Raw genomic sequence first — 13,086 nt, 5'->3', positions numbered from 1 at the left:
TTCAGCGTTTGCGCAGGATCACGCTACCGATCGAATAGCCCGCGCCAAACGAACTGAGTACCGCGACGGAGCCCTGGGGCAAGTCGTCCTGGTAGGTGTGGAACGCGATCACCGAACCCGCCGAGCTGGTGTTGGCGTAGGTATCGAGAATCACCGGCGCCTCTTCCACCGTGGCTTCGCGGCCCAGCAGTTTCTTCACGATCAGGTGGTTCATGCTCAGGTTGGCCTGGTGCAGCCAGAAGCGCTTCACATCGGCCACGTTCAAGTGGTTTTCTTCCAGGTGCGCACCGATCAGTTCGGCGACCATCGGGCAGACATCGCGGAAGACTTTGCGACCTTCCTGCACGAACAGTTTGTCCGGCGCGCCGATACCCTCTTCCGCCGCGCGGTTGAGGAAGCCGAAGTTGTTGCGGATGTTATTCGAGAACTTGGTCAGCAGCTTGGTGCTGACGACATCGAACTGATGCTCGGAAGTCGCCAGGTCGGCGCGCTCCAGGATCACGGCGGTCGCGGCATCGCCGAAGATGAAGTGACTGTCGCGGTCACGGAAGTTCAGGTGACCGGTGCAGACTTCCGGGTTGACCATCAGGATCGCCCGGGCCTGGCCCAGCTTGATGCTGTTGGCCGCGTTCTGAATGCCGAAGGTGGCGGAAGAGCACGCCACGTTCATGTCGAAACCGAAGCCCTCGATCCCCAGGGCTTCCTGGACTTCGATGGCGATCGCCGGATAGGCGCGCTGCAGATTGGAACAGGCGACGATCACACCGTCGATGTCGGCGGCGGTCTTACCGGCACGCTGCAAGGCCTGTTCGGCGGCGCCGACCGCCATCTGGCAGAGCACCGACCATTCGTCGTTGCTGCGCTCCGGCAGGCGCGGGGCCATGCGTTGCGGGTCGAGAATGCCGTCCTTGTCCATGACAAAGCGGCTCTTGATGCCCGAGGCTTTTTCGATGAAGGCCGCGCTGGACTCTGTCAGCGCCTTGACCTCACCGCGCTCGATGGCGGCGGCGTTGTCGGCGTTGAACTGATGCACGTAGGTATTGAAAGACTGCACCAGCTCTTCGTTGGAGATGCTGTTGGCCGGGGTGTACAGGCCAGTGCCGCTGATGACGACGTTATGCACGGTCGTTCCTCTAAATCTGTCAGGCAGAAGATATTGGTACCGTCGTACCAAACTTTAACTAGTCCGATTCCGCTCCGCGGGCACCAAACTGGCATCGCTTTATCCCATTGCGCCGCGGCTGCTCATCAGCCTCTCACGACGATCCCGGTATTTATGACCGCGAAGTTTGCCACAAACCCTGGGATTTGGCGCCATATGCCGGATAAGTGTCCCTTTCAGGGCGAACAGTGGCGAGCGGGGTTATTGTGGAGAGCGGGCTTGCCACACTGCCCCCCCCTAGACCGTCACGCCTCCACCACGCTCCATTGCTTGCTCAGGCGCTTATCCGAAATCGGCACCTTGGTACCCAATTGCTGGGCAAACAACGACACCCGGTATTCCTCCAACCACCAGCGATAGAGCGCCAGTTGCGGGTCACGTTTGCCTTCCTGGGCGTGCTTGTTCAGGCGGTTCTGGTACTGCGCCCACAGGCCGCCCAACTCGCCGCTCCACACGCGATCCTTTTGCACCTGGCTCGGCAGTTTCTCCAGGCGCAGCTCGATGGCCCTGAGGAAACGCGGCAGTTCCTTGAGCCATTGCGCCGGGGTTTCCCGCACAAAACCGGGATAGACCAGGTGGCTCAACTGCTGCTTGATGTCGTTCAAGGCCACGGCCTGGGCCAGGTCGATCTTGCCTTTGAAGCGTTTTTGCAGGCCGTGCCACAGTTTCAGCACCTCCAGGGTCAGGCGTGCCAAGCGTTCGGCGTGTTCGGTCCAGCTGCCGCGCTTGCGCTCGGCCAAGGCGGCCAGCCCCGCGCCGTCACGGGGCAGGTTGGCTTCGCCGTCGAGCACGCAGGTGTCGAGGCTGGCCAGCAAGATGTCTTCCACCAGCGCGTCGATACGCCCCAGTTCGCGGTACATGAGCCCCAACTCGGTCAAGCCGGGCAATTTACCGCGCAGGAATTTCGCCGGTTCCGCCAACTGCTGCATCAGCAGGCGCTGCAAGGCACGACGGTGCTGGAACTCGGCCTCGGCGGCGGTGGAGAAACGCCCTTCCTTGACCGTGCCGTTTTCTTCCACCAGCGCCGGATACACCGTCATCGACAGGCCCGCAATGTTCTGCTGGGTCTTCTCGGCCACTGCCGCGAAGACCTTGGCCTCCACCGGCTGTTGGCTTTTCGCCGTTCGTGGCACGGCCAACGCGGCCTGGCTGGCTTCGGCAAAGCGTGCGGTCAGCTCGGCCAGGTCGCGGCCTTCGCCGAGGAACTTGCCCTGGCCGTCGACCACTTCCAGGTTCATCCGCAGGTGGCTGTCCACCTGCTGCGCCGCTTCAGCCCAGGCTTCATCGCTGACCCGCGCACCGGTCATGCGCAGCAATTCGCGGCCCAGGGCCTGGGGCAGCGAGCCCTGGCCGAACTCGATGCGCTGCAACGCGGCCTTGACGAAGTCCGGCACCGGCACGAAGTTCTTGCGCAGCGCCTTGGGCAAATTGCGCACCAGGGCGATGCACTTGGCTTCGATCACCCCCGGCACCAGCCACTCCAGGCGCTCCGCCGGCAAGGCCGGCAACAGCGGCGCCGGCACGCGCAAGGTCACGCCGTCGCGCGGATGGTTAGGCTCGAAGTGGTAACTCAAGGCCAGCGCGAGGTCGCCCAGGTGCAGGGTGTCGGGGTAATGCGCGGCGGTGACTTCGCTGGCGTCGCGGGCCAGGACATCTTCCTCGCGCATGATCAACAGTTGCGGGTCTTTCTGGCTGTTGACCTTGTACCAACTGTCGAACGTGGCGGTCTGGTGGATCTGCGCCGGCAGCCGCGCATCGTAGAAGGCGTAGAGGGTTTCTTCGTCGGCCAGGATGTCGCGCCGACGCGCCTTGGCCTCCAACTCGTCGAGCTGCTCCAGCAATTGCTGATTGGCGGTCAGGCACTTGGCCCGCGACTGAATCTCGCCACGCACCAGGCCTTCGCGGATAAACAGCTCGCGCGACGCCACCGGGTCAATCGGCCCGTAATGCACCGGCCGGCGCCCGACCACGATCAGCCCGAACAGGGTGATCTGCTCAAAGGCCACGACTTGGCCGCGCTTCTTCTCCCAATGCGGTTCGAAGTGGTTTTTCTTGATCAGGTGCCCGGCCAGCGGCTCGATCCAGTCGGCATCGATCTTGGCCACCATGCGCGCATACAGCTTGGTGGTTTCCACCAGTTCGGCGGTCATCAGCCATTGCGGGCGTTTCTTGCCGATGCCTGACGAGGGGTGAATCCAGAAACGTCGCTGACGCGCGCCGAGGTAATCGCCGTCTTCGGTTTTCTGTCCGATCTGGCTGAGCAGGCCCGACAGCACCGCCTTGTGCAGTTTCGGGAAATCCGCCGGTTCTTTGTTGACGGTCAGCTGCATGTCGCGGCAGATCAGGCTCAACTGACGATGGGAATCGCGCCACTCGCGCAGACGCAGGTAGTTGAGGAAGTTCTTGCGGCACCAGTTGCGCAGCGGGCTGGCGGTCAGCGCCTGGCGCTGCTCTTCAAAGCCGCGCCACAGATTGACCAGGCCGGCGAAGTCCGAATCCGGGTCCTTCCATTGTGCGTGGGCCTGGTCGGCGGCCTGTTGGCGTTCCGGCGGGCGTTCACGCGGGTCCTGGATCGACATGGCGCTGGCCACGATCAGCACTTCCTGCAAGCTGCCCAGCTTGGCCGCTTCGAGCAACATGCGGCCCATGCGCGGGTCCACCGGCAGGCGCGCCAATTGGCGGCCCAGCGGTGTGAGCTGGCTGTTGCGATCCACCGCCGAGAGTTCTTGCAGCAGGTTGAAACCGTCGCTGATGGCCTTGCCATCCGGCGGTTCGATAAATGGGAAGTCGGTGATTTCGCCCAGGCGCAGGTGCAGCATCTGCAGGATCACCGCCGCCAGGTTGGTGCGCAGGATCTCCGGGTCGGTGAATTCCGGGCGGCCGATAAAATCTTCTTCACTGTACAGGCGGATGCAAATCCCCGGCTCGACCCGGCCACAGCGGCCTTTACGCTGGTTGGCGCTGGCCTGGGAAATCGCCTCGATAGGCAGGCGCTGCACCTTGGCGCGGTAGCTGTAGCGGCTGATGCGCGCGGTGCCGCTGTCGATCACATAGCGAATACCCGGCACAGTCAGCGAGGTTTCCGCGACGTTGGTCGCCAGCACCACGCGTCGACCGGGGTGGGACTGGAAAATGCGCTGCTGCTCGGCCGGCGACAAGCGCGCGTACAACGGCAGGATTTCGGTGTGCTTGAGCTGGGCCTTGCGCAGCATGTCGGCGGCGTCGCGAATCTCGCGCTCGCCGGGCAAGAACACCAGCACGTCACCTGGACTGCGGCGCTCGCTGCGCTCGTAGGCGGCGATTTCATCGAGGGTGGCGAGGATCGCCTGGTCGACGGTCAGGTCGTCTTCGACGCGGTTGCCCTCTTCGTCCTGTTCCAGGGTCAGCGGACGGTACCAAGTGTCCACCGGGAAGGTACGGCCCGACACCTCGACAATCGGCGCATCGTCGAAGTGCTTGGAGAAACGCTCCAGGTCGATGGTTGCCGAGGTGATGATCACCTTCAGGTCCGGGCGACGTGGCAGCAGGGTTTTCAGGTAGCCGAGCAGGAAGTCGATGTTGAGGCTGCGTTCGTGGGCTTCGTCGACGATGATCGTGTCGTAGCGCTCGAGGTAGCGGTCGTTCTGGGTTTCCGCCAGCAGGATGCCGTCGGTCATCAGCTTGATCAGGGTGTTGGAATCGCTCTGGTCTTCGAAGCGCACCTGATAACCGACCAGCGCGCCGAGCGGCGTGGCGAGTTCTTCGGCGACCCGGCTGGCGACACTGCGCGCGGCGATCCGGCGCGGCTGGGTGTGGCCGATCAGGCCGTGTTGGCCGCGACCGATTTCCAGGCAGATTTTCGGCAGTTGGGTGGTCTTGCCCGAGCCGGTTTCGCCGGCAATGATCAGCACCTGATGCTTGAGCAGCGCTGCCTTGATTTCGTCGCGCTTGGCGGCGATCGGCAGGCTGTCGTCATAGCGGATCAGCGGCAGGCTGGCACGCCGCGCCGTGACCTGGGCGCAGGACGCCTGCATGCGTGCGACCCACTGCGCCAGCTTCTGCTCATCGGGCTTCTTGCGCAGCTCGAGCAACTGCCGTCGCAGGCGGTTGCGGTCGGCGAGCATGGCGTGATCGAGGTTTTTCAGCAGTTGGTCGATAGCGGGCGCTTGGTCAGTCATCAGGTACGTATAGGTCGTCTATGTAGGCAAGGGGGCGGATTGTCGCAGAAAACCCTTGATGCGCGCGCCCCTCATTCGTTATCGCGGTCTTTGCGCCGGTACGGGAATACATCAATGACTTTGCCGGCGCGAATCGCATCCTGCAGGCCTTTCCAGTAGTCGGCGTTGTACAACTCGCCATGCAGTTCATTGAACAGCTTGCGTTGGCCGGCGTCGGCGAACAGGAACGGCGGGAACTCTTCCGGGAACACATCCAGCGGGCCGATGGAATACCAGGGCTCGGAAGCCATTTCATCCTCCGGCGTGCGCGGTGCGGGGATGTGGCGGAAGTTGGCTTCGGTGAGGTAGCAGATTTCGTCGTAGTCGTAGAACACCACGCGGCCATGGCGGGTGACGCCGAAGTTCTTGAGCAGCATGTCGCCGGGGAAGATGTTCGCCGCCGCCAGTTGCTTGATCGCCAGGCCATAGTCTTCCAGGGCTTCGCGTACCTGGGCGGGGTTGGCGTTTTCGAGGTAGAGATTGAGCGGGGTCATGCGCCGTTCGGTCCAGCAGTGGCGGATCAGCACGGTGTCGCCTTCGACTTCGACGGTGCCGGCGGCCACGTCGAGCAATTCGGCCAGGCATTCGGGCTCGAACTTGCTCAACGGAAAGCGAAAGTCGGCAAACTCTTGGGTATCAGCCATGCGCCCGACGCGGTCGACGCTTTTGACCAGGCGGTACTTCTCGATCACCGTGGCGCGGTTGACGTTTTTCGACGGCGAAAAGCGGTCCTTGATGATCTTGAATACGGTGTTGAAGCCCGGCAGCGTGAACACGCTCATGACCATGCCGCGTACGCCGGGGGCCATGATGAATTGATCGTCGGTGGTGGCCAGGTGGTTGATCAGCGCGCGGTAGAACTCCGACTTGCCATGCTTGTAGAAGCCGATGGAGGTGTACAGCTCGGCGATGTGCTTGCCCGGCAGGATGCGTTTGAGGAAGCCGATGAATTCTGCCGGCACCGGCACGTCGACCATGAAATAGGAGCGGGTGAAGGAGAATATGATCGACACATCGGCTTCGTCGGTGATCAGCGCGTCGATCTGGATACCCTGCCCTTCGCGGTGCAGCAGCGGGATGACCAGGGGCCACTGCTCGTCGCGGGTGTAGATACGCCCGACCAGGTAAGCGCCCTTGTTGCGGTAGAGCACCGAGGAAAACAGCTCGACTTTCAGGTCCGGGTCCTTGCACACCCAGTCCGGCAGGTTCTCGCGCAGTTGTGCTTCGATGCGACGCAGGTCGGCCGGCAGATCCGCGTAGGGCTCGCTGAAGCTGTAGTCGGCGAAAATCTGCGCCAGCATGGCGGAAATCCTGCCGACGGGCGTGTAGATCCGGGTTTGCGCGGCCCTCGCGCGGCGCAGGCTTGGCCGCGTGGTGTGGATGAACATGCAGCCGTCGCTGATCAGGTCGTGGCTGAACAGGCCGCAGAAGATCGAGTTGTACCAGGTCTCGGACAGCTCATCGTCGAAGCGCAGGTCGATCAGGCCGATGTAGGCGCTTTTCACCAGGGGCCAGGCGCCGATGTCGAGCAACACGGCTTCAGCGAAGTTCGCCCGCAGCCGAGCCGTCACTTCACTGACCTTTTCTTCGTACAGGTTGATACGCGCCGCCGACGCCGCCTGCCCTTGTTGCCACTGGGCTTTTTCAAAGCGCTCACGGGCGCCATCGGTGATCTGGCGGAAGTGCTCGCGGTAATCGTCGAAGCCTTCGAGGATCGTGCGGGCGATAGCGAGGGCAGGCGTGGGTTGCGACATGCGGAAAACCTCGAACGGGCATCTGGAAGCCCAGAGCTTAGCCAGTGAGTGCAGGCAGGAGAAGCAGTCATTTAGCATGCCTGGTTGTGGACTTTCGTGCATTTAGCGGATGGACGGGCGTTATCCGCGGGCAATGCGCCAATCGACCGGTGCAGGCCGGGGGTGGGATGTGTCCGGTAATCAGTGATTGTGTCGAGCCGGCCACTGGGCAACACTCGCCGCCTTATTGATGTAGGAGCGTTGCGTGAGACCTGTCGACACCCTGTACCTGCTGGGACTGGCCGCAATCTGGGGCGCGAGTTTTCTGTTCATGCGCATCATCGCGCCGGAAATCGGCACGCTGCCGACCGCGTTTTTCCGCGTATCGATTGCCGCCGCCGGGTTGCTGGTGATGCTGGCGGTGATGCGCGTGAACTGGGACTTCCAGGGCAAGTTCAAGACCATCCTGCTACTGGGCGTGATCAATTCCGGCATTCCCGCGACGCTGTACTCGGTGGCCGCCCAGGTGCTGCCGGCGGGTTATTCGGCGATTTTCAATGCCACCACGCCGTTGATGGGCGTATTGATTGGCGGCCTGTTTTTCAGCGAACGCCTGACGCCCTCGAAAGTTGCCGGCGTGTGCCTGGGCCTGTTTGGCGTGGGCGTGCTGACCCGCGCCGGGCCAGTGGCGTTTGATCTGGAGTTGTTGATGGGCGCGTTGGCCTGCCTGTTGGCCACCACTTGCTACGGCTTTGCCGGTTTTCTCGCGCGGCGCTGGCTGGATCAGCGCGGCGGGCTCGACAGTCGGCTCGCGGCCCTGGGCAGCATGCTCGGCGCAACCTTGTTCCTGCTGCCGCTGTTTGCCTACAGCGCCATCAACCATCCGCCAGCCAGTTGGGGCGGCTGGCACGTGTGGTTGTCGTTGCTCGGGTTGGGGCTGGTGTGTACGGCGTTTGCCTACGTCCTGTACTTCCGCCTGCTGACGGCGATTGGTCCGGTGAAGTCGATGACCACCACCTTCCTGATCCCGCCGTTCGGGGTGCTGTGGGGCGCGTTGCTGCTGGACGAGCCATTGTCGATGGCGCATCTGTATGGCGGGATATTGATCGCCGGGGCGTTGTGGTTAGTGTTGCGACCCGGGAAATTGGCCAAAACGCTGTAGGCGCATGCCTGCCCCTACAGCGTGTTCGGTGATCAGTGTTTACGGAACACAAAGACCAGGCCAATGATGATCAAGCCCATCCCCAATACGCTCAACAACGCGAGCCGGTTGCCGAAGATCAGGTAATCCATCACTGCCGTCACCGCCGGCACCAGGTAGAACAGGCTGGTGACATTGACCAGGTTGCCCCGGGCGATCAGGCGGTACAGCAACAGCGTCGCCAGCAGCGACACTACCAGTCCCATCCACAGCACCGGCAGGTAAAAGCTGGCGCTGTGTTCGAAATGGAACGGCTGGAACGGCACAAACACCGCGCACAACACCAGCCCCGCCAGGTATTGCACCGGCAGCGTGCCCAGGGGGTTATCGGTGATGCGCTTCTGCATGATCGAGCCGAAGGTCATGCTGGCCAGGGCCAGCAAACCGAAGAGCATCCCCGCCAGGGACATCCCCGACAGCCCGATGCCCTGGTACACCACCATGATCAACCCCGCCAACCCCAGACCCAGGCCGAACATCCGGCGCCAGGAGCGTTGGCGCTCCATCACCACCACGGTCAGGATCGGCTGCACGCCCATGATGGTCGCCATCATCCCCGGCGTGACGTTGAGGTCCAGGGCCAACAGATAGAAGATCTGGTAGGCCCCCAACAGCACCAGCCCGGTCGTCGCCGCATACAACAGCGGCTTGCCGGGTCGTGGCAGTTTCAGCTTGAGGATCGGTACCAGGATCACCAGCCCGGCCAGGGCGATGGCAAAACGGATCAGCAAAAAGGCGAAGGGCGACGCATGGGCCAGGCCCAGCTTGGAGAAAATCGCCCCGCTGCTCCACAGCAATACAAACAGGCTCGTCGAGGCCGTCGCGGCCACGGATTGTTTCGATATGACAGACATGGTTACCACCTGTAATCAGGCAAAAAGCCGATTCAGCAAAAGCCAAAACGCGAAGGTTCAGCCCAGTAGGTTTTTTTCAGGCGGGCATACGGGAACAGCTATTAGCTGATCAGCCCGAAATGCCGAGACCCGGCGGTGATACGACTGCGTACACCGGCGTGCTACTGACAGGTGGGGGGTAGTGACTGATCTGCGCAGGCTGCCGGTTCCCGCACGGCACGACCACAGCGCTGGACGCTGAATCGACTACCGCTGTGCACAGGAATGCAGGCATGGGCTGATCTTTTGAAGGGATGAGGACGCGACGACTATAACCAGCCACCGACATATTTTGCAATCGCTCCAGCAGCCGCTGTCGCGTGGCGGCTTTTTCATCTTGGCGGTGGAGTCCGCTCGCTATACTAGCGTCCGTTTTTTTCCAAGGATTTCAGATGGCCACTTTGCCCTGGTTGTACCTCGCCCTGCTGTCCATCGGCTATGTCCTGGCGCTGGTCTACGGCCAACTGGGTGTGCTGGCGGCAGTCTCCGTGACCCTGCTGCTGATTGCCGGATATGCAGTACGCCAGCAACGGACCCCATGGGCACGCTCCATCGGCCATGGCTTATTCATCGTGCTGGCCCTGAGCCTGGCGATGCACTGGCTACCGGGTTTCTACAACGGCCGCGGCATCGACCCGCAACGCTTGACCCCCGACGCCGTGCCCTTCTCGATGTACCTGAACCAGGACAAACCGCTGATCGGCTTCTGGCTGTTGCTGGCCTGCCCGTGGATCGTGGCGCGACGCACCTTGCGCCTGTCGATCTGCGTCACCGCCCTGGCCCTGACCCTGACCGCCATCGCCGCGCTGGGCGGCGCCACCTTACTGGGCGTCATCAACTGGGCACCGAAATGGCCGGAACAGGCCTGGCTGTGGATGCTCAATAACCTGCTGCTGGTGACCCTGGTGGAAGAAGCCCTGTTCCGCGGTTACGTGCAGGGCGGCCTGAGCCGGCGCTTCAAGCACCTGCCCTACGGCGACAACCTCGCGCTGCTGCTGGCTTCGCTGCTGTTCGGCCTGGTGCACGTGGGCGCGGGTTGGCATTGGGTGCTGTTGGCGAGCATTGCCGGAGTGGGTTACGGCATGGCCTATCGCTTTGGCGGGCTGGGTGCGGCGGTTGCCACGCACTTTGGTTTGAATCTGCTTCATTTTGGGTTGTTTACGTATCCGATGCTGGCGGGTTAACCCGGCACTGTTTCACGAGACACCCAGCCGTCTTGAAGGCGGTTTCGGTACTTTTATGCCCCCGCCCACACCTCCCCTACCTAACCGAACGGTCAGTAGCAGGCCGTTTGCCCTTTAGGCAGAATGGCCCACAGCCCCTTCGTACCTCCCCAAATACATACGACCCGGTTCCCAAGCACTTAAGGCCTGGCACTGCGTTGAAGGGAAGCGTGCACCCGCGATTCAGGCGGCGGACATCGCTCAGCATTTATTCACCAGTATCGGTTTATTTCCTTAAGAACAGGAACCATGCTCATGTCGCTCAAGACACTGTCGATTTTCGGCACACGCCCGGAAGCCATCAAAATGGCGCCCATGGTTATCCACCTGGCAAACGACGACCGTTTCAATTCAAAAGTATGCGTAACGGCACAACACCGGGAGATGCTGGACCAAGTGCTTGAGCTCTTCGGACTGGTACCTGACTACGATTTGGACATCATGACCGCAGACCAGAATCTGACGGATGTGACAACGGCGATCATTCAGGGGCTGCAGGCCGTACTGGAAGACTTCAAACCGGATGTGATCCTTGTGCACGGCGATACGGCGACCACGTTCGCCGCAAGCCTGGCGGCCTATTACCGGCAAATACCCGTGGCTCATATCGAAGCCGGGTTACGTACCAACGACCTCTATTCACCCTGGCCCGAGGAAGGCAACCGGCGCCTGACAGACAGCCTTGCCGCGATGCATTTCGCGCCCACTCAATCCGCTCGACAAAACCTGCTCAACGAGGGCATTGCCCCCAAGTCCATTCATGTCACCGGAAACACGGTGATTGATGCGCTGCTCAGTGTCGTCGAGAAGCTACGCCTGCCGACATCGCCGCTGCGCACGGCACTGGACCAACAATTTGCCTTCCTGCCCCAAGGACAACAGATGGTATTGGTCACCGGCCATCGCCGAGAAAACCTTGGCGACGGCCTTGAGCGCATTTGCCAGGCCTTGGTCGAAACCGCCGCACGCTTCCCAGCCGTGGTCTTTGTTTACCCTGTGCACCTGAACCCCAATGTTCAAGAACCTGTGCAACGCCTGCTGGCAGGTATCAAAAACGTGCACCTGATCCCGCCCCAGGACTACCTGCCGTTTGTATACCTGATGACACGTGCGTATCTGATACTCACTGATTCGGGCGGAATCCAGGAGGAAGCACCGGCGCTGGGCAAACCCGTATTGGTGATGCGCGACACGACTGAACGTCCCGAGGCCATCCACGCCGGGACGGTCAGGCTGGTGGGCACCGAGATCGCCAGCATCGCCCATCACCTTAAAGAGCTGCTCAGTAATGAAGCCGTCTATCGAGAAATGAGCAGTGCCCACAACCCCTATGGCGACGGCAACGCGTGCAGACGCATTCGCGACATACTGGCAACGACCTTGTGCAAAAACGAGGCGGCGGCATGAGCCTTTCAACGCTATGCGTCATCGGACTGGGTTACATCGGCCTACCCACCGCCGCTATCGTTGCCTCGCATCAACGGCAGGTCATTGGCGTTGATATAAGCCAGCATGTCGTTGATACCATCAACCTTGGTCAAGTGCATATCGTTGAGCCAGAGCTGGAGCAACTGGTTCACTCAGTGGTCAACAGCGGCTATCTGCGTGCAACCACCCGGCCCGAACCGGCAGACGCCTTCCTCATTGCCGTCCCCACACCGTTCCTGGCAAACCGTGAGCCAGACCTGAGCCATATCGAAGCGGCCTGCCGAGCCATTGCCCCGGTATTGAAAAAAAACGACCTCGTGATTCTGGAGTCGACGTCTCCGGTGGGAACCACCGAACTCATGGCGCAATGGCTGGCTGATGCACGTGCGGACCTGACATTCCCTGCCACCCATGGGGAAACCAGTGATGTCCGTATTGCTCACTGTCCTGAGCGTGTACTGCCAGGCCATATCCTGCGCGAGCTGGTCACCAATGACCGGATCATCGGTGGCATGACCGCAGCCTGCTCGACCGCGGCATTAAGGCTTTACCAACAGTTTGTCGATGGCCAGTGCATCGTCACCGACACCCGCACCGCAGAGATGTGCAAGCTGACCGAAAACAGCTTTCGCGACGTCAATATCGCCTTCGCCAATGAACTGTCCATGATCTGCGCACAGTTGAAGATCAATCCATGGGAACTGATCCGCCTGGCCAACCATCATCCAAGGGTAAACATTCTGCGACCGGGACCGGGTGTCGGTGGGCACTGCATCGCGGTCGATCCCTGGTTCATCGTCAGTAAAACGCCAGACCTTGCGCAGTTGATCCGCACCGCGCGCGAGGTCAACGACAGCAAACCCCAATGGGTCGTCCAACAAGTGAAACTCGCCGTGGCGAACCTCCTGTTCAAGCAACCCGGGCTTTGCACGAACAACGTAAAAATTGCCTGCTACGGCTTGGCATTCAAGGCCGATATCGACGACCTGCGCGAAAGCCCGGCACTTGGCATCGCCCGGCTGCTGGCCAAGGAGCTGGGGGTAACGCTGCTGCTGGTGGAGCCGAACATCGATGCACTGCCTGCCGATATGCTCGAACACTCGCTCACCGATACCGCCTGTGCCTGGGATAGCGCGCACATCCATGTACTGCTGGTAAGACACCGCGAGTTCAGGTCGATGTCGGCGCAACATTGGAACGGTGTGGTCATTGATGCCGCCGGCGTGCTGGCGAACTGAGCGAATATCGAC

The 13,086-nt window shown here is 61.5% G+C and carries 8 protein-coding genes; 4 read left to right on the top strand and 4 right to left on the bottom strand.

The features are described from left to right. Position 1: 1 nt before the first annotated feature. The 3 genes from ACLH0J_RS12505 to aceK all read right to left on the bottom strand — a co-directional run bounded on the left by ACLH0J_RS12505 (position 2) and on the right by aceK (position 7,112). Complete coding sequence (locus ACLH0J_RS12505) at positions 2–1,123, bottom strand: beta-ketoacyl-ACP synthase III (RefSeq protein ID WP_411392198.1); 1,122 nt, start codon at positions 1,121–1,123, stop codon at positions 2–4. 284 nt (positions 1,124–1,407) lie between these two features. Next, positions 1,408–5,319, bottom strand: coding sequence for an ATP-dependent RNA helicase HrpA (gene hrpA / locus ACLH0J_RS12500; RefSeq protein WP_411392197.1), 3,912 nt, complete (start codon positions 5,317–5,319; stop codon positions 1,408–1,410). A gap of 71 nt (positions 5,320–5,390) precedes the next feature. Continuing rightward, positions 5,391–7,112, bottom strand: coding sequence for a bifunctional isocitrate dehydrogenase kinase/phosphatase (gene aceK / locus ACLH0J_RS12495; RefSeq protein ID WP_411392196.1), 1,722 nt, complete (start codon positions 7,110–7,112; stop codon positions 5,391–5,393). A gap of 244 nt (positions 7,113–7,356) precedes the next feature. On the opposite strand from aceK, the gene ACLH0J_RS12490 reads away from it, so the two are divergent. Beyond that, positions 7,357–8,253 (top strand): DMT family transporter, encoded by an 897-nt coding sequence (locus ACLH0J_RS12490; protein ID WP_411392195.1) that lies wholly within the window; start codon positions 7,357–7,359, stop codon positions 8,251–8,253. Positions 8,254–8,285: 32 nt separating this feature from the next. Here ACLH0J_RS12490 and ACLH0J_RS12485 read toward each other — a convergent pair whose 3' ends face one another. After that, entirely contained in the window at positions 8,286–9,146 is an 861-nt protein-coding gene (locus ACLH0J_RS12485) for a DMT family transporter (RefSeq protein ID WP_411392194.1), read from the bottom strand. 431 nt (positions 9,147–9,577) lie between these two features. Between ACLH0J_RS12485 and ACLH0J_RS12480 the strand changes: the two genes are divergently transcribed. The 3 genes from ACLH0J_RS12480 (at position 9,578) to wecC (ending at position 13,074) form a co-directional block, all read left to right on the top strand. Then, on the top strand, positions 9,578–10,369 hold the full coding sequence (locus ACLH0J_RS12480) for a lysostaphin resistance A-like protein (RefSeq protein WP_411392193.1): 792 nt from the start codon (positions 9,578–9,580) through the stop codon (positions 10,367–10,369). 294 nt (positions 10,370–10,663) lie between these two features. After that, the gene (wecB, locus tag ACLH0J_RS12475; protein WP_411392192.1) at positions 10,664–11,815 is read left to right on the top strand and encodes a non-hydrolyzing UDP-N-acetylglucosamine 2-epimerase; all 1,152 of its coding nucleotides are present in this window, start codon (positions 10,664–10,666) and stop codon (positions 11,813–11,815) included. Beyond that, entirely contained in the window at positions 11,812–13,074 is a 1,263-nt protein-coding gene (gene wecC / locus ACLH0J_RS12470) for a UDP-N-acetyl-D-mannosamine dehydrogenase (protein ID WP_411392191.1), read from the top strand. Before wecB ends, wecC begins: the two co-directional genes overlap by 4 nt. The last annotated feature ends 12 nt before the right edge of the window (positions 13,075–13,086 follow it).

The organism is Pseudomonas sp. MPB23 (genome assembly GCF_046605395.1).
Lineage (GTDB): Bacteria > Pseudomonadota > Gammaproteobacteria > Pseudomonadales > Pseudomonadaceae > Aquipseudomonas.
This window is presented reverse-complemented; position numbering and strand designations above follow the sequence as displayed.